The sequence below is a fragment of the Agromyces sp. SYSU T00194 genome (genome assembly GCF_040496035.1).
Taxonomy (GTDB): domain Bacteria; phylum Actinomycetota; class Actinomycetes; order Actinomycetales; family Microbacteriaceae; genus Agromyces; species Agromyces chitinivorans.
This window is the reverse complement of record NZ_JBEPJZ010000002.1, coordinates 248,844-264,727: the sequence shown is the minus strand read 5'-3', so window position 1 is coordinate 264,727 and position 15,884 is coordinate 248,844. Positions and strand designations below refer to the sequence as shown.

18 protein-coding genes are annotated in these 15,884 nt (G+C 71.3%); 11 read left to right on the top strand and 7 right to left on the bottom strand.

Going from position 1 to position 15,884, the window contains the following annotated elements; translation table 11 throughout:
- The first annotated feature begins 29 nt into the window (after positions 1–29).
- From ABZK10_RS14030 to lnt, 7 genes are all read left to right on the top strand, one after another.
- Positions 30–968 (top strand): FKBP-type peptidyl-prolyl cis-trans isomerase, encoded by a 939-nt coding sequence (locus ABZK10_RS14030; protein ID WP_353809920.1) that lies wholly within the window; start codon positions 30–32, stop codon positions 966–968.
- Positions 969–999: 31 nt separating this feature from the next.
- Positions 1,000–2,013 carry a helix-turn-helix transcriptional regulator gene (locus tag ABZK10_RS14025; protein ID WP_353809919.1) on the top strand — a complete coding sequence of 338 codons (1,014 nt, stop codon included), beginning with the start codon at positions 1,000–1,002 and terminating at the stop codon, positions 2,011–2,013.
- A complete protein-coding gene (locus ABZK10_RS14020; RefSeq protein WP_353809918.1) occupies positions 2,013–3,008 on the top strand; it encodes a helix-turn-helix transcriptional regulator in 996 nt (331 codons plus the stop codon). Before ABZK10_RS14025 ends, ABZK10_RS14020 begins: the two co-directional genes overlap by 1 nt.
- Positions 3,009–3,094: 86 nt before the next feature.
- Positions 3,095–3,349: a Sec-independent protein translocase subunit TatA gene (gene tatA / locus ABZK10_RS14015; protein WP_353809917.1), complete on the top strand. Its 255-nt coding sequence runs from the start codon at positions 3,095–3,097 to the stop codon at positions 3,347–3,349.
- 46 nt (positions 3,350–3,395) lie between these two features.
- Positions 3,396–4,148, top strand: a complete 753-nt coding sequence (tatC, locus tag ABZK10_RS14010) for a twin-arginine translocase subunit TatC (RefSeq protein ID WP_353809916.1) — start codon at positions 3,396–3,398, stop codon at positions 4,146–4,148.
- 12 nt (positions 4,149–4,160) lie between these two features.
- Positions 4,161–6,590: a DEAD/DEAH box helicase gene (locus ABZK10_RS14005; RefSeq protein WP_353809915.1), complete on the top strand. Its 2,430-nt coding sequence runs from the start codon at positions 4,161–4,163 to the stop codon at positions 6,588–6,590.
- Positions 6,587–8,152 (top strand): apolipoprotein N-acyltransferase, encoded by a 1,566-nt coding sequence (gene lnt / locus ABZK10_RS14000; protein ID WP_353809914.1) that lies wholly within the window; start codon positions 6,587–6,589, stop codon positions 8,150–8,152. The genes ABZK10_RS14005 and lnt overlap by 4 nt, the downstream gene beginning before the upstream one ends.
- Positions 8,153–8,185: 33 nt before the next feature.
- Here lnt and ABZK10_RS13995 read toward each other — a convergent pair whose 3' ends face one another.
- From ABZK10_RS13995 to ABZK10_RS13980, 4 genes are all read right to left on the bottom strand, one after another.
- Positions 8,186–8,563: an RNA polymerase-binding protein RbpA gene (locus tag ABZK10_RS13995; RefSeq protein WP_353809913.1), complete on the bottom strand. Its 378-nt coding sequence runs from the start codon at positions 8,561–8,563 to the stop codon at positions 8,186–8,188.
- Positions 8,564–8,655: 92 nt separating this feature from the next.
- A complete protein-coding gene (locus tag ABZK10_RS13990; protein WP_353809912.1) occupies positions 8,656–9,408 on the bottom strand; it encodes a glycerophosphodiester phosphodiesterase family protein in 753 nt (250 codons plus the stop codon).
- 8 nt (positions 9,409–9,416) lie between these two features.
- Positions 9,417–10,358: an SPFH domain-containing protein gene (locus ABZK10_RS13985; protein ID WP_353809911.1), complete on the bottom strand. Its 942-nt coding sequence runs from the start codon at positions 10,356–10,358 to the stop codon at positions 9,417–9,419.
- 27 nt (positions 10,359–10,385) lie between these two features.
- Positions 10,386–10,856, bottom strand: a complete 471-nt coding sequence (locus tag ABZK10_RS13980; protein WP_353809910.1) for an NfeD family protein — start codon at positions 10,854–10,856, stop codon at positions 10,386–10,388.
- A 76-nt stretch (positions 10,857–10,932) separates the two neighbouring features.
- On the opposite strand from ABZK10_RS13980, the gene ABZK10_RS13975 reads away from it, so the two are divergent.
- Positions 10,933–11,697, top strand: a complete 765-nt coding sequence (locus ABZK10_RS13975) for an SDR family oxidoreductase (protein WP_353809909.1) — start codon at positions 10,933–10,935, stop codon at positions 11,695–11,697.
- 43 nt (positions 11,698–11,740) lie between these two features.
- On the top strand, positions 11,741–12,412 hold the full coding sequence (locus ABZK10_RS13970; RefSeq protein ID WP_353809908.1) for a GAP family protein: 672 nt from the start codon (positions 11,741–11,743) through the stop codon (positions 12,410–12,412).
- A gap of 45 nt (positions 12,413–12,457) precedes the next feature.
- Here the strand turns inward: ABZK10_RS13970 and ABZK10_RS13965 are convergent, their stop codons facing one another.
- Positions 12,458–13,060 carry an HdeD family acid-resistance protein gene (locus tag ABZK10_RS13965; protein WP_353809907.1) on the bottom strand — a complete coding sequence of 201 codons (603 nt, stop codon included), beginning with the start codon at positions 13,058–13,060 and terminating at the stop codon, positions 12,458–12,460.
- Positions 13,061–13,205: 145 nt separating this feature from the next.
- Here ABZK10_RS13965 and ABZK10_RS13960 point away from each other — a divergent pair, with 145 nt between their 5' ends.
- On the top strand, positions 13,206–13,433 hold the full coding sequence (locus tag ABZK10_RS13960) for a 2TM domain-containing protein (protein ID WP_353809906.1): 228 nt from the start codon (positions 13,206–13,208) through the stop codon (positions 13,431–13,433).
- A gap of 20 nt (positions 13,434–13,453) precedes the next feature.
- Here ABZK10_RS13960 and ABZK10_RS13955 read toward each other — a convergent pair whose 3' ends face one another.
- Together ABZK10_RS13955 and ABZK10_RS13950 are read right to left on the bottom strand one after the other, a co-directional pair.
- On the bottom strand, positions 13,454–14,446 hold the full coding sequence (locus ABZK10_RS13955) for a 1-acyl-sn-glycerol-3-phosphate acyltransferase (RefSeq protein WP_353809905.1): 993 nt from the start codon (positions 14,444–14,446) through the stop codon (positions 13,454–13,456).
- 32 nt (positions 14,447–14,478) lie between these two features.
- Positions 14,479–15,318: a patatin-like phospholipase family protein gene (locus ABZK10_RS13950; protein WP_353809904.1), complete on the bottom strand. Its 840-nt coding sequence runs from the start codon at positions 15,316–15,318 to the stop codon at positions 14,479–14,481.
- A 222-nt stretch (positions 15,319–15,540) separates the two neighbouring features.
- Here ABZK10_RS13950 and ABZK10_RS13945 point away from each other — a divergent pair, with 222 nt between their 5' ends.
- Positions 15,541–15,702, top strand: a complete 162-nt coding sequence (locus ABZK10_RS13945) for a hypothetical protein (RefSeq protein WP_353809903.1) — start codon at positions 15,541–15,543, stop codon at positions 15,700–15,702.
- Positions 15,703–15,884 lie beyond the last annotated feature (182 nt).

Below are 15,884 nucleotides of genomic sequence, written 5' to 3'. Positions count from 1 at the left end.
ACCCGAACGACACCACGAATCGAGGACCTGTGCGACGGACTCTCGCGCTCATCGCGACCGGAGGCGCCCTGGCGCTCGCCCTGACCGGATGCTCCGCGCCCGCGTCGGAGGACGCGGCCGGCCCCGGCCCCGCGACCGACCTCGTCACCGTCGGCGGCTCCTTCGGGACGACCCCGCGCGTCGACTTCCCGACGCCGGTGATCGCGGAGGAGACGGAGTGCGACGTGCTGATCGACGGCACGGGCGACACCCTCGTGGCCGGCCAGAAGGCACTCGTCAAGCTGTCCGTGTACAACGCCTCGACCGGTGCGACGATCCAGGAGGCGGACCGCGACACCGACCCGATCCCGGCGGTGCTCGACGAGGGCACGCTGCTGCCGGGCCTGTTCACCGGGCTGCAGTGCGCCTCCGAGGGTTCGCGCGTGCTGATCGCGGTGCCCCCGGCCGACGGCTTCGGCGAGGCCGGCAGCGTGCAGCTCGGCGTCGCACCCGACGACACGCTCCTGTTCGTGGTCGACGTGGAACGCACCTACCTGCCGCGCGCGAACGGTTCGATCCGTCCCGGCACCTCCGGGTTCCCCGCGGTCGTGCTCGGTCCCGACGGGCGCCCCGGCATCACGGTGCCGGCGACCGACCCGCCCACCGAGACCGAGGTCGCGGTGCTGCGGCAGGGCGACGGCCCCACGGTCGAGTCGGGCGACTCGGTCACCGTGCACTACACGGGCGTGCTGTGGGACGACAACTCGGTCTTCGACTCGAGCTGGCAGAACGGCAGCCCCGCGTCGTTCACGGTCGGCGAGGGCGCCGACGTGATCCCCGGCTTCTCCCAGGCCATCGTCGGCCAGCAGGTCGGCAGCCAGGTGATCGCGACGATCACCCCGGAGGACGGCTACGGCGACCAGGGCTCCGGCGCGGTCCCGCCGGGCGCGACGCTGGTGTTCGTGATCGACATCCTGGGGATCGACTGACCCGGACCCGCGCGTCGGTATGATCGCACCTGTGCCGTCGTCAGCAGCCGCGAACCAGGACCGCGTGTCGGTCGAGGAACGACTGTTCAGCCTCGTGCTCGCGCTGCTCGCCACCGAGTCCGGGCTGACCAAGTCCGAGATCCTCTCGACCGTCCAGGGCTACCGCCAGCGCTACGACCGCGGCGGCGCGAACCAGGCGCTCGAGCGCCAGTTCGAGCGCGACAAGGACGACGTGCGCGAGCTCGGCATCCCGATCGAGACCCTCGAGTCGCCCGACCGCCCGGGTGACAACCAGTCGCTCCGGTACCGCATCCCGAAGGGGCTGTACGACCTCCCCGACGACGTGACGTTCACGCCCGAGGAGTCCGCCCTGCTCGCGCTCGCGGCGACCGTGTGGCGCGAGGGCAGCCTGTCGGGGGAGTCGCGCCGCGCGCTCACGAAGCTGCGCTCGCTCGGCGTCGAGCCGCGCGAGCCGGTCATCGGGTACGCGCCGCGGCTGCGCGTGCGCGACAGCGCGTTCGAGCCGCTCAGCCAGGCGCTCGACCGCCGCCAGGTCGTGCGATTCGACTACCTGAACCCGGGCCGGTCCGCACCGCGACGCCGCACCGTGGCACCGTGGGCGGTCGTGCTGCACGAGGGCCGCTGGCACCTCTACGCGTGGGACCGCGAGCTCGGCGCACGCCGCACGTTCCTGCTGTCGCGCATCGTCGGCGACGTGTCGGTCGTGCCGGGCAGCACCTTCGACGCGCCCGAGCCCGGCATGGCCGAGCAGGCGCTCGCGGAGCTGGACGAGCTCTGGCGCTCCCAGGTCGCCGACCTGGAGGTCGAGCCCGACAGCGACGCCGCGGTGCGGCTCGCGCGACGTCGCGGCGCGATCGCCGAGGGCACCGGCTACCGCCTGCACTACACCGACGCCGAGATCGTCGCCGACGAGCTCGCGGCCTTCGGGCCGGAGGTGCGCGTGACGGCGCCCGCAACCCTCGCCGACGGCGTCCGGTCGCGCCTCGAGCGCGTGGCATCCGCCCACGACGGAGGGGACGACTGATGGCCAAGCCGCCGCCGCTGAAGGCGCAGGACAAGCTCGCGTTCCTGCTCTCCCTCGTTCCGTACCTGCTCGACCACGGCCGCGTGAGCGTGGCCGAGGCCGCCGAGCACTTCGCCGTCGACGAGGAGGCGATCCGGCAGGCCGTGCGCCTCATCGCCGTCTCCGGCGTGCCCGGCGACACGCACGCCTACCAGCACGGCGACCTCTTCGACATCTCGTGGGACGAGTTCCTCGACCACGACCGCATCGTGATCGTGCAGCAGGTCGCCATCGACGACTCACCGCGGTTCTCGGCGCGCGAGGCGGCGGCGCTCATCGCCGGGCTGCAGTACCTCTCCGCCGTGCCGGAGAACCTCGATCGCGAGCGGATCGGCACCCTCATGGGCAAGCTCGCACGCGGTGCGTCGGCGACGCCGAGCTCCGTGGCGGTCGCAGGAGGGGACGAGGATGCGGCCCTGGGCCTGGTGCGCGACGCGGTGGCGTCGGAGCGGCAGATCGAGTTCGACTACCTGAACGCCCGCGGCGATCGCGAGCGTCGGCGCGTCGATCCGCTGCGGATCGAGTCGTCCGACGTCGACTGGTACGTGCGGGGCTGGTGCCACCTGCGCGAGGCCGTGCGCACCTTCCGCATCGACCGCATGCGCGACCTCACCCTGACCGACGAGCCCATCGCCTTCCGTGCGAGCGACGTCGCACTGCCCGACCAGCTCTTCCAGGGCAGCGACGACGACCTGGTGATCACCGTGGACGTCGCGGTCAGCGCGCTGCCGTTGCTCGGCGACTACCTGGTCGACGTCGAGAAGGCGGCCGCCGGCGCCGAGCGGGTGCGGGCGTCGATCCGGGTCGCCCACTTCCACGGCCTGAAGCGCCTGGTCGCCGGGCTGCCCGGGCTGATCACGGTGCTGGCGCCCGACGACGCCCGACGTGCGGTGCGCGACTGGGCGCGGGCGGGGCTCGACCGCTACCCGGCCGGGCACGATTCGGACACGGTCTGAGGCCCGTGCTCCCCAGCGGGCCACGCGCACGCCCGTGCGCGATAGACTGACCCGCACAGACCCCGCCCCGAACGACGAGAGTCACTATGTTTGCAAACCTTTCCGGATGGCACTTCCTGATCATCCTGGTCGTCATCCTGCTGCTGTTCGGCGCCCCGCGCCTGCCTGCGCTGGCCCGCAGCCTGGGGCAGTCCATGAAGATCCTCAAGAGCGAGGTGCGCCAGGACGGCGACGACGCCGACGGCACCGACGCGAAGGCGAAGGGCGACGCCGCCGGAACCGCCGAGCAGGCCCAGGACGACTCGGCCACCAAGCGCACCGACTCCGGCACGAGTTCCTGACCCGGTGGCCGCGAGAGCACCTCGCGGAGCCAACCGCGAGAAGCGCATGTCGCTCGGTGAGCACCTCATCGAGCTTCGCAACCGGCTGTTCAAGGCGGCGATCGCCATCGTCGTCGGAGCAGTCATCGGCTGGCTCCTGTCCGAGTGGGTCTGGGACGCGCTCCGCGAACCGGTGACCCGGATCGTGGAGACGCAGGCGCGCGACGCCGAGATCACCTACCCGACGATCACCGGTGCGTTCGACCTGCGCCTGCAGATCGCGTTCACGCTCGGCATCGTCATCGCGAGCCCGGTGTGGCTGTACCAGGTGTTCGCGTTCCTGGTGCCCGGGCTCAACCGGCGGGAGCGCCGCTACACCTTCGCGTTCTTCTTCACGGCGATTCCGCTCTTCTTCGCCGGCTGCGCCGCCGGGTGGTTCGTGCTGCCGAACGTCGTGGCCCTCATGACGAGCTTCGTGCCGAGCGACGACGTGAGCTACCTCGACGCGAAGATCTACTTCGACTTCGTGCTGAAGCTGGTGCTGGCGATCGGCATCGGCTTCGTCGTGCCCGTGTTCCTGGTGCTGCTGAACTTCGTGGGCATCCTGAGCGCCGCGACGCTGATCAAGTCGTGGCGCATCGCGATCCTCGTGATCGTGCTGTTCACGGCCATCGCGACGCCCGCGGCCGACGTCATCTCGATGTTCATGCTCGCGATCCCGATGATCGTGCTGTACTTCACCGCCTGGTTCATCGCGTTCCTGCACGACCGGCGCGTGGCGAGACGGCTGCGTGCGCTCGAGGAGGGTCTGGCTGCCTAGGCTGGGTACGTGATGTCCCTGAGCCCCGCCGAGCGGTACGAGCGGTCCCGGCAGCAGCGGGCGGGTTCCCGCGTCGCGGAGTTCGCCGGCCGTCTCGGCTTCGACCTCGACCCGTTCCAGCTGGCCGCCTGCGGCACCCTCGACGAGGGCCGCAGCGTGCTCGTCGCGGCGCCGACCGGTGCGGGCAAGACCATCGTGGCCGAGTTCGCGGTGCACCTCGCGATGCAGGACGCCCACGCGAAGGTGTTCTACACCGCGCCGATGAAGGCGCTCAGCAACCAGAAGTTCCAGGAGCTGCAGGGCGTCTACGGGGCCGACGACGTCGGTCTCCTCACGGGCGACACGAACGTGAACTCGGGCGCGCGCATCGTGGTCATGACGACCGAGGTGCTGCGCAACATGCTCTACGCGGGCTCCCCGCTGCTCGAGGACCTCGCCTACGTGATCATGGACGAGGTGCACTACCTCGCCGATCGATTCCGCGGCGCGGTGTGGGAGGAGGTCATCATCCACCTCCCCGACCGAGTGCGCCTGGTCTCGCTCAGCGCCACCGTGTCCAACGCCGAGGAGTTCGGCGACTGGCTGCAGGCGGTGCGCGGCGACACCGATGTCATCGTCTCCGAGGAGCGCCCCGTGCCGCTCGAGCAGCACGTGCTGGTGCGGAGCAAGCTGCTCGACCTGTTCGACTCGTCGGGCCGCGCGGCCACGCATCGGGTGAACCCGGAGCTCGTGCGGCTGGCCCAGGCGGGCGGGCGATCGTTGCAGGGCCGCTCCTCGCGGGGCCGCCGCGGCAGCGATCGGGGTCGCTGGCACGCACGCCCCGAGTCGGTGGGGCGGCTCGACCGCTCCGAGGTGATCCGGCAGCTGCACGACACGCACCTGCTGCCCGCGATCGTGTTCATCTTCTCGCGCGCCGGCTGCGATCAGGCGGTGCGCCAGGTGCTGCGTTCGGGCCTGCGGCTGACGGATGCCTCGGAGCGCGAGGAGATCCGCCAGGTCGTCGAGGAGCGCTGCCGCACGCTGCGCGACGAGGACCTCGCCGTGCTGGGCTACTACGAGTGGCTGGAGGGGCTGCAGCGCGGCGTCGCCTCGCATCACGCCGGGCTGCTGCCGGCGTTCAAGGAGGTCGTCGAGGACCTCTTCCAGCAGAAGCTGCTGAAGGTCGTGTTCGCGACCGAGACGCTGGCGCTCGGCATCAACATGCCGGCCCGAACGGTCGTGCTGGAGAAGCTCGAGAAGTTCAACGGCGAGGCCCGGGTGCCGATCACGCCGGGGGAGTACACGCAGCTGACCGGGCGCGCCGGCCGGCGCGGCATCGACGTCGAGGGCCACAGCGTGATCCAGTGGACCGACGGCATGGACCCGCAGGCGGTCGCCTCGCTCGCATCCCGCCGCAGCTACCCGCTGAACTCGAGCTTCCGGCCGACGTACAACATGGCGGTGAACCTGATCGACCGCTTCGGCAGGGATCGCACGCGGGAGATCCTCGAATCGTCGTTCGCGCAGTTCCAGGCCGACCGCGCGGTGGTCGACCTGGCGCGCACGGTGCGCAAGCAGGAGGAGTCCCTCGCCGGCTACGCCGAGGCGATGACCTGCCACCTCGGCGACTTCGCGGAGTACGCGAGGATCCGCCGCGACATCAGCGACCTCGAGCGCAGGAACTCGCGCGGCGGCGCGTCGCACGCCGATCGGGAGCAGATCCAGCGCGACCTCGGCGACCTGCGCAGGCAGATGCGTCGGCACCCCTGCCACGGCTGCGCCGACCGCGAGGCGCACTCGCGCTGGGCGGAGCGCTGGTGGCGCCTGCATCGCGAGCAGCAGCAGCTCACCGGGCAGATCCGCACGCGCACCGGCGCGATCGGCAAGGTGTTCGACCGGGTCACCGACGTGCTCCTCGAACTCGACTACGTGCGCGAGACCTCGGCCGGAGCCGCGCTCACGGCCGCCGGCCGCTCCCTCCGCCGCATCTACGGCGAACGCGACCTGCTCGTGGCCGAGTCCCTCCGCCGCGGGCTGTGGACCCAGCTCGACGCGCCGTCGCTCGCCGCCATCGCCGCCGCGATCGTCTACGAGCCGCGGCGCGACCTGGTCGACGCCGACGAGCGGATGCTCCCGCGGGGCGCCTTCCGGATCGCGCTCGACCGCACGCGCGACGCGTGGAGCGAGCTCGACGACGTCGAGCGCGAGCACCGGCTCTCCGGAAGCGAGCCGCTCGCCACCGCGCTCTGCACGCCGATGCACGCGTGGGCACGCGGGGACTCGCTCGGCGCGGTCCTCGAGGTGGCCGACATGGCCGCGGGCGACTTCGTGCGCTGGACGAAGCAGGTGATCGACCTGCTCGACCAGCTCGGCACGGCGGCCGACCCCGCCGTGGGCGCCACGGCGCGGCTGGCGATCGACGCGATCCGCCGGGGCGTCGTGGCCGACGGGACCGTCGCGTGAGCCCCGTGCTGCACGAGCGCGAGGCACCCGGCACCGCGCGCGCCACCCGGCCGATCCTCCCGCTCTGGGCCGCATTCCTCGTCGCAGCCGGCGGTGGACTCGTGTTCGACCTCGGCTTCCCCGACCTGGGCGTGTGGCCGCTCGCGTTCGTCGGCGTCGCGATGGCGCTGGTGCCGCTGGTCGGGCGCAGCGCCTGGGGAGCGCTCGGCGTGGGGTACGCGTTCGGCGCCGCGTTCTGGCTCGCGCACGTGGGCTGGACCTCGCTCTACCTCGGCCCGGTCCCGTGGCTGGCGCTCTCGCTGTTCGAGTCGGTGTTCGTCGCCGTCGGCGGCGTGGCGATCATGCTGGCCTACCGCTGGGTCCCGGCGGTCGGCGCGTCGCCCTGGGTGCGACTCGTGCTGCTGCCCGTCGTCGTCGCCGCGCTGTGGTGCGCACGCGAGTTCGCCTCCGGCACGCTGCCGTACGGCGGCTTCCCGTGGGGGCGCGTGGCCGCGAGCCAGTCGGAGAGCCCGTTCGCCCCGCTGGTGTCGTGGATCGGCTTCACCGGGCTCTCGTTCGTCATGGTCTGGGCGGTCGCGGCGATCGTCGAACTGGTGCGGCTGCGCGGTTGGCGGCGCCCGCGCCGTGCCCTCCCGGTGGCGATCGTGCTGCTCGTCGCGGCGCTGCTGCCGGCCTGGCCGACTGCGGCGGCGGGCACCTTCCGCGTCGCGAGCGTGCAGGGCAACGGGCCGTCCGGCTACTTCGACGTGCGCGCGCGCGGCGACGTGCTGCAGGCCCAGCTGAACGCCACCGAGCCGATCCTCGACGAGCCCGGGCTCGACGTCGTGCTGTGGCCCGAGGGCGGATCCGACATCGATCCCACCCGCGATGCCGGCACCGCGGCGATCTTCGATGACGTCGCCACGCGTGCCGGCGCGCCGGTGCTGCTGAACACCGTCACGACCACGGGCGACGAGTTCTTCAACTCCTCGCTCCTGTGGGTCGCGGGGGAGGGCGCCGTGGCCCAGTACGACAAGCGCAACCCGGTGCCGTTCGGCGAGTACATCCCCGACCGGGACTTCTACTACGCGCTCGCCCCCGACCTCGTCGGGCTCGTGCAACGCGGCTACAGCCCGGGCACGAATGCGCCCGTCTTCGACATCGACGGCGTGCTCGCCGGTCTCGCGATCTGCTTCGACGTGATCTACGACGACCTCGTCTGGGAGGGCGCCCGTGACGGCGCGCAGGTCTACCTGCTGCAGACGAACAACGCGGACTTCCGCGGCACCGACGAGAACCTCCAGCAGCTCGCGTTCGCCAGGCTGCGCGCGATCGAGACCGGCCGCGCCGTCGTGAACCTCTCGACGACGGGCACGAGCCAGGTGATCGACGCGTCCGGCAGCACGATCGACGCGCTGCCGGCGTACGAGTCCGGTGCGATGGTCACCGACGTCGAGCTGCGCGACGGCCTCACGCCGGCCGTCCTCCTCGGCGGATGGGTGCCCTGGACGCTCACCGTGATCGGGCTGGCCGGCCTGGTGCTCGGCTTCGTCCGGATGCGACGAACCGGCCGGAACCCCTAGGGGCTCGGCCGGTTCGAATTGCGGATCGGCGGCTCAGGCGCCGATCTTGTGCTGGTCCTGCGCCTCGCCGCGACGGGCGCGCAGGTACTGCAGGCGCTCCTCGAGGAGCTCCTCCAGCTCGGCGCGCGTGCGGCGCTCGAGCAGCATGTCCCAGTGCGTGCGGCCGGTCTTCTCGGCCGAGCGGTCCACCTCGACGGGCTTCGAGTCGACCAGCAGCGTGGCCTCGCGCGCACAGTGGCGGCACTCCCACGTCTCGGGGATCTCGGCCTCGGTCGAGAAGACCATCACCGTCTCCTGCGAGCAGTGCTCGCAGCGGTAGGTGTACTCCGCGCGGTCGGCGAACACGACGCCGTCTTCGCTCTGCAGGCTCTGCGCTCCGAGGCGCATTCCTCGTAGACTCCGGTCAGCCATGACGCGCTCCTTCCCTCGATCGTCTCCGAACCGTTATAGACGACCAAGCTGGGCGTTCCCTTCCCGCGGGCTGCGTGATTGCCAGACGATTCTCAGCCGGGCGATCGCTCGCGGAGCACGTCGAGCGCGAGGTCGGCGCGGTCGGTGACGATTCCGTCGACGCCGAGGTCGAGCAGGCGGCGCATGTCGTCCGGCGCGTTGACCGTCCAGACGTGCACCTCGGCGCCCGCCGCGTGCACGCGCCGCACGAACCGGGGGGTCACGATCCGCAGTCCGCGCACGCGCTCGGGCACCTGCACGGCCACGGCGCCGCGCAGCATCCGTCGCACCCGGCGGTCGCTCCCGAGCCGGGTCGCGACGAGCACCCGCAGCACCCCGAGGGAGCCCGGCGAGGTGGCCACGCCCGGCAACGCCTGCGCGGCGCGCACGCGGCGGCCCTCGTCGAACGAGGTGAGCAGCACGCGCTCGGAAGCCCCTGCCGCGCGGATCGCCGCGACGGCCGGCGACAGCACCTCCTCGACCTTCAGGTCGATGTTGAAGCGGGCGTCGGGGAACGTGGCGAGGGCGTCGGCGAGCATGGGCACGCCGTGGCCCCCGCCCAGGTCGACGTCGGCGAGGTCGTCCGCGGTGAGCTCGGAGACCCGCCGATCGAGCCCCGCCGTGCGACGCAGGTCCGGGTCGTGCGCGATCACGGCGATCCCGTCGGCGGACACGTGCACGTCGGTCTCGACGATGCGGATGCCCGTCGCCAGCGCCGCCCGGAACGCGGCGAGCGTGTTCTCGGGCGCGTCGATGGCCAGGCCGCGGTGGGCGAGCACGCGCGGGGGCGGCCCCTCCAGCAGCATCCGACCGGTCAGTCGCGCGGTGCGGCGTGCCCGCCCGCCGGGGGAGCGCCCCGCCCGGGAGCGAATGCCGAGCTGACGCCCTTGAGCGCCTCGGTGAGCTCGCTCGGCACGATCCAGAGCTTGTTCGCCTCGCCGCTGGCGATCTGCGGCAGCGTCTGCAGGTACTGGTACGCGAGCAGCTTCGGGTCGGGGTCGCCGCGGTGGATGGCGTCGAACACCGTGGTGATGGCCTCCGCCTCGCCCTGTGCGCGCAGCACGGCGGCCTTCGCGTCGCCCTCGGCCTTGAGGATGGAGGCCTGCCGTCGGCCCTCCGCCTCCAGGATCGCGGACTGCTTCGTGCCCTCCGCGGTGAGGATCGCGGCACGACGATCGCGCTCGGCGCGCATCTGCTTCTCCATCGAGTCCTGGATGGACACGGGCGGGTCGATCGCCTTCAGCTCGACGCGGCTGACGCGGATGCCCCACTTGCCCGTCGCCTCGTCGAGCACGATCCGCAGCTTCGAGTTGACCTCCTCGCGGCTGGTCAGCGCCTCCTCGAGGTTGAGGCCGCCGACCACGTTGCGGAGCGTCGTGGTCGTCAGCTGCTCGACCGCCCCGAGGTAGCTCGCGATCTCGTACGTCGCGGCGCGGGCATCGGTCACCTGGAAGTAGACGACCGTGTCGATCGAGACGACGAGGTTGTCCTCGGTGATCACCGGCTGCGGCGGGAACGAGACGACCTGCTCGCGCATGTCGACGAGCGGTCGCACCCGGTCGATGAAGGGGACCAGGATGTTCAGGCCCGGGGTGAGGGTCTTGTGGTAGCGGCCGAGGCGCTCGACCACGCCGGCGTACGCCTGCGGGATGATCCGGATCGCTCGGACGAGCACCACGATGACGAAGACGCCGACCGCGATGAGCAGGACGATCAGGAAGAGCTGGCCGACGACGTCGGTCACGTCACTGGGCATGGGTGCTCCTGTCGGATGGCCGCATCGTCAGGATGCGGCGCGTTCGGTGGGGATGATGACGACGGTCGCTCCGTCGACGAGGGTCACGAGCACCGTCTCGCCGGGCGCGACGGTGCGTTGCTCGGTGGTGGGGGAGAGGCGGGCGGTCCAGGTCTCGCCGTTGGCGAGCTTGACGAGCCCGGAGGTCTCCGTGACGGGACCGACCACGCGGCCCGTCATGCCGAGCAGCGCGGCGATGTTGCTCGGCGTCGGGTCCTCGCCGCGGCGCATGTAGCGCAGCAGCACCGGACGGATGGTGAGGATCAGCAGCACCGACACGGCGGCCGCGATCAGGAACTGCAGCCACCACGGGGCTCCGAGCAGTTCGGCGCCGAGTCCGGCGATCGAACCGAACGCGATCATGAGGAACGTGAACTCGAGCGTGAGGAGCTCGATGATGATGCACACGACGATGAAGGTCAACCAGACGAGCCAGACGTACTGGGAGAGATCGAACATGTACCAGCCCCTTCGACGCCTGTGACGAAGCTATCACCGGGCGGGCCCGGAATGGCCGCGTTGGTAGGGTCGTCCTGTGAACAATCCTCTGGCTCCCGGGTCCCTCACCGGCACCACCGCACTCGTCACCGGCTCCTCGCGCGGCATCGGCGCCGACACGGTCCGCTACCTGTCCGAGGCAGGTGCGAACGTCGTCGTGAACTACCGCAACAAGGAGGCGCGCGCGCGCAAGCTCGTCGACGAGCTGACCGCCGCCGGCGGTCGTGCGATCGCGGTCGGCGCCGACCTCACCGACCCGGAGTCCGTGGCACGCATGATGCAGGAGGCGAAGGATGCGTTCGGCGGCATCGACGTCCTCGTGCTCAATGCATCCGGCGGCATGGAGTCGGGCATGGCGGAGGACTACGCGATGGTCCTGAACCGCGATGCCCAGGTCAACGTGCTGGAGCGCGCGCTGCCGGTCCTGAACCCCGGCGCCCGCATCGTGTTCGTCACGAGCCACCAGGCGCACTTCATCCGCACCACGCCGACGATGCCCGAGTACGAGCCGGTCGCCCTGTCGAAGCGCGCCGGCGAGGACGCCCTGCGCGAGCGCATCCCCGCGCTCGAGGACGCGGGCTTCGGGTTCGTGGTCGTCTCGGGCGACATGATCGAGGGCACCATCACGGCCACCCTGCTCGAGCGGGCCAATCCCGGCGCGATCGGGGCGCGCAAGGAGCAGGCCGGTCGCCTGTACAACGTGTCGGAGTTCGCCGCCGAGGTGGCGTCGGCCGCGGTCGACCCGGTGCCCGAGGGCAACACGCGCTACGTCGGCGACGTCTCGGGGTTCGCCGCCGAGTAGTCGGATCGGCGGCCTCGCGGCGGATGCGGGGGGAGGGGGCACCGTGCTGCAGGCGATCGCGCACGTGCTGCCCGTGGCCCTGGCCATGGCCATCAGCTCGGTGCCGATCATGGCGACGATCCTGATCCTGCTGTCGCCGAACCGGAGGCGAGCGGCGCTGCCGTTCCTCATCGGCACCGTCGTGGGGCTCGCGTTGGTCGTGACGCTCACCACGCTCGGTGCGCAGGCGATCCCGACCCCGCGCTCCGATCGGCAGCCGGACGTCGCGCTCGGCATCGCCGAACTGCTGGTCGGCGTCGCGCTCGTCGTCTTCGGCGTGCTCCGGCTCCGTCGTTCGCTGCGGACCGCCGCGTACTCGATGCCCGGCTGGCTGTCGACGGTGTCGTCGTTCGGTCCGTGGTCGTCGCTCGGCGTCTCGCTGCTGCTGAACGTGCGGCCCAAGGCCATCCTCCTGGCCACGGCCGCGGGCCTGAACATCCGCGGTGCCGAGCTCGCGGCGGGGGAGTCGGCGGTGGTGATCGGGATCTACACGCTCGTCGCCGCGTCGACGGTCGCGGTGCCGATCGTCCTCACGCTCGCCGCCCCGGATCGCATGACGGCCCGCCTCGTGCGCACCCGCGAATGGATGGTGCGCAACAACGGGTCGGTCACGGCCGTCATCGTGCTGCTGATCGGCGTCGTGGTCTTCGGGTACGGCCTCGAGTCCGTGGGATGAGCCCGGCGGGCCCGGGAAGCTCCCGAGCCCGCCGGTGCGACGCGCTCAGGCGGTGACGCCGCGTCCGAAGGTGAAGGCGCGGACGATCTGCACGATGCCGAGGATCATCAGGCTGATCCCGGCGATCAGGAAGAGCAGCAGGGCGCCCCAGAACGGCGAGAACAGCAGCACGATGCCCGCGACGATGCTCAGGATGCCGAAGAAGATCGTCCAGCCCTTCGAGGTCGTGTCGCCGGCCTGCGCGAGCGCGACGATGCCCTCGATGATCCAGACGATGCCGATCAGCACGCCCATGAAGATCGCGAGGAACTCGGCGGTCGCGGTGAGGTTCGCGAACGCCAGCACGGCGGCCACGATGAAGAGCACGCCGAGGATGATGTCGAGCGCCCTCGCCCCGCCCTTGAGTCCGCGGGAGAAGATGCCGACCCCCAGGTAGACGAGGCCGGCCACCAGGAAGTAGATCGCCAGCATCACCGTGATGCCGACGGCGGCGCCCTTGGGCCAGAACGTGATGATGGCGCCGAGGACGAGCGCGACCACGCCGCTGATGCCGAGGGCGGCGCGGACGCCGTTCACGGCGGACTTCGTGAGTGCGTCGGCGTCGAGCGTGAACGACGCGAACATGGGCGTCGGTTGGGGACTGGACATGCGGTCGACCTCCTGTATGGGCGGATTCGTCGTTCTCAGAGTATTCCCAGCAAGGCGGACCGGGCAGGACCTTGGACCTCGTGTCGGCGCCGCATCGTCGCCAGCATGGGAGCCGACACCACGTCAGTGAGGAGCGCCCGTCGTCATGGATGCCACCACCGAACCGGCCGAGCGTGCGGATCGTCGTCGCCGGTCGACCGACGCCATCCTCTGGCACGTCGGGGCCTTCGCGATCATCAACGGCTTCTTCTGGTTCCTCGACTGGATCACCGGGGGCGGCTTCACCTGGGCGTACTGGATCACCCTGTTCTGGGGGATCGGGCTCGCGTTCCACGCGCTCGGGTGGGCGATCGGCCTCCGTGCACCGCGCTGATCACGTGCATCCGCGCCGCGTCACTCGGTGCGTGCCCGATCGATCCACCGGTCGATCGCCTCCCATTCGTCCATGAGCCACTCGAGGCGCTCGTCGTGGTCGACGGGGATGCGCGACCGCGACACGGTCCAGAACCGCATCACGATGGCGGTGTCGGTGGGCAGCTCCTTCCACACGTCGCCGATCGAGCGGATGCGGTCGAGCCCGGTGTGCGCGACGAAGAACACGTCGGCGTCAGGAGCGCCGTCGAGTGCAGCGAAGAGGCCGGCGGGCCGTGGCGCCATCACGTGCATCATGCGGGAGGCGCGCTCCGCCGCGGCGTGCAGACCCGCGGCGTGCAGCCGCTCGATGGCGCGGGCGCGCCGCTCGGGCGTGAAGTTGCCGCCCTCGGGGAAGATCACGAACGCGTCGCCCGACCCCATCCCGGTCGCGAGCTCACGGATGCGGGCGATGACGTCCGTATCCTCCCGGCGGTTCACCGCGTGCAGGGGAGGGGGAGCGATGAACCGGTTCGGGAGACGGTTCAGCACGACGTCGACCGCGGGGTCCCACTGCATCGTGTCCTTCATCACGATCCTGGGGGAGCGGTCGAACCAGTTCAGCACGGCGTGGATGAGGATGAACGAGTCGGCCGGCCCGGCATGACGGCTGGCGATGACCGCAGGCCGCGCGTCGTCGTGGAAGCCGGGCGGCACGCGCACCTCGATGTCGAGCCGGAGTGCCCAGTGGGCGTTCCAGAACAGGAAGCGGAGCATGCGCGCCACGAACCGGTAGTGCGCGTGCTGCATCGGAGGCCGATGCATGCGCCATCCGAAGCCGGAGGCGATCCACAGGCCGAGCAGCCCGATGAGCGCTGCCGCCTCCCAGAGCAGGTAGACGTCGAGCATCCAGAGGATGCGCGGGATGCGGAACCGCCAGCCCATGATGAGCGAGGCGATGACCGCAAGGACGAGCCAGACCGGCAGCGTGAGCGTGAGGCCGAGGGCGAGCACGACGACGAGCGGTGCGATCACGCACCGGCGCACCCATCGCGGGGGGAGTCGCATCAGTCGCTCGCGGCCGGGAGTGCGCCCGCCTCGGCACGGGCGTCGAGGTAGTCGGCCGATGCGGCGTAGGCGGCGTCGATCCGCCGGCGGATCGCCTTCGAGGTGAGGTTGCGGGCGATGCGGTTGTCGCGGGACGAACTCGTACCGGTCGGCAGCACGTGCATGCGCACGCCCTCGGGCAGCGCGGCGGAGTCGCGGGCGAACCGGTGCCGGCGCGAGATCTCCAGGGCGATCCGCGCGGTCGCGAGGTGGGACTGCGGCGCGCTGAGCGGATGCTCGATGCGGCCGACCTGCAGCACGACGAGTTCCGTCGCGCCGGCGGCGACGGCTTCGCCGAGCGGGATCGAGTTGACGATGCCGCCGTCCACGAAGTGCTCGCCGCCGATGCGCACCGGGCGGAACACGCCCGGCACCGCAGACGAAGCCAGCACCGCGGGCACGAGCGGTCCGCTCGTGAACCAGTGCTCGGCGGCCCGCTCGATGCTCGCGGCGCAGCAGCGGAACTCCACCCGGAGGTCGCGGAAGCTGTGCGCGCCGCCGAGTCCGTGCTCGAGCAGCCTGCGGAGCGGCGCCGTCGACATCACGTGGGCGCGCCCGGGGCGGATGCCCATGCCGGATGCCATCGATCGCGCCTCACGGGACGACCACGCCTGATCGAGCCGATCGACGCTCTCGTCGACGTCGGCGGCGATGATCGCGCCGTTGATCGCGCCGATCGACGTGCCGACGACCAGGTCGGGTCGGATGCCGCGTTCCAGCAGCGCCCGGACCATGCCGACCTGCACGGCGCCGAGCACGCCGCCGCCGCCGAGCACGTATGCGACCCTGCCGAAGGTCATGCCGCCATTCTGCCGCAGCCCACCCGTCGCATGCGCAGGACATTCGGCACCCGGGATTCCGGCCACACGTTCGCGATAGGCTGTGTCCGATAATGCACATTATGTCAGTTCCTATGAACAGTGACTGCCGTCGCCGCTCCCCGGTGCCCCGTCGCCACTAGCGTGAGCCACGAGGTGGCACCGGCACGAGCCGGTGCCATGACTCGTCCCCGAGGAGTATCCATGAGCAACAACGACGCCGCCCGACTCGCCGACGCGTACGCGGCCCAGGCCGCCCAGACCGCGGCGAAGCTGAAGCCCGGCACGTGGGAATCCGTCCAGGCCCTCGCCACCCTCTCGATCGCGCAGAGCCTGCTCAGCCGGACGTCGTCCGGGGATCAGTAGTCCGGCGCCCCGGAGCATCCGGCTCCCGCGGGCTCGGGCATTCGGCGCCGGCCCCGGGTCCTTGGACCCTGGCGAGCCGTTCCCCTGCGCGTACCGTGTCGAACAGATCGCGACGAGGCGTCGCGATCTCGTGCGATCGTGCGGTGCGCTCCCGGCATCGAGCGACCCGCCGCAGGGAGGAG

What these genes read in the sequence shown, in the direction of transcription:
- ABZK10_RS13990 (WP_353809912.1), bottom strand. Translation starts at nt 9,408, where the DNA reads ATGCTGCTGGAGGGGCCGCCCCCGCGCGTGCTCGCCCACCGCGGCCTG.
- ABZK10_RS13960 (WP_353809906.1), top strand. Translation starts at nt 13,206, where the DNA reads ATGGATGCCACCACCGAACCGGCCGAGCGTGCGGATCGTCGTCGCCGG.
- ABZK10_RS13945 (WP_353809903.1), top strand. Translation starts at nt 15,541, where the DNA reads ATGAGCAACAACGACGCCGCCCGACTCGCCGACGCGTACGCGGCCCAG.
- ABZK10_RS13965 (WP_353809907.1), bottom strand. Translation starts at nt 13,060, where the DNA reads ATGTCCAGTCCCCAACCGACGCCCATGTTCGCGTCGTTCACGCTCGAC.
- ABZK10_RS13995 (WP_353809913.1), bottom strand. Translation starts at nt 8,563, where the DNA reads ATGGCTGACCGGAGTCTACGAGGAATGCGCCTCGGAGCGCAGAGCCTG.
- ABZK10_RS14005 (WP_353809915.1), top strand. Translation starts at nt 4,161, where the DNA reads ATGTCCCTGAGCCCCGCCGAGCGGTACGAGCGGTCCCGGCAGCAGCGG.
- tatA (WP_353809917.1), top strand. Translation starts at nt 3,095, where the DNA reads ATGTTTGCAAACCTTTCCGGATGGCACTTCCTGATCATCCTGGTCGTC.
- ABZK10_RS14020 (WP_353809918.1), top strand. Translation starts at nt 2,013, where the DNA reads ATGGCCAAGCCGCCGCCGCTGAAGGCGCAGGACAAGCTCGCGTTCCTG.
- ABZK10_RS13985 (WP_353809911.1), bottom strand. Translation starts at nt 10,358, where the DNA reads ATGCCCAGTGACGTGACCGACGTCGTCGGCCAGCTCTTCCTGATCGTC.
- ABZK10_RS13980 (WP_353809910.1), bottom strand. Translation starts at nt 10,856, where the DNA reads ATGTTCGATCTCTCCCAGTACGTCTGGCTCGTCTGGTTGACCTTCATC.
- ABZK10_RS13950 (WP_353809904.1), bottom strand. Translation starts at nt 15,318, where the DNA reads ATGACCTTCGGCAGGGTCGCATACGTGCTCGGCGGCGGCGGCGTGCTC.
- tatC (WP_353809916.1), top strand. Translation starts at nt 3,396, where the DNA reads ATGTCGCTCGGTGAGCACCTCATCGAGCTTCGCAACCGGCTGTTCAAG.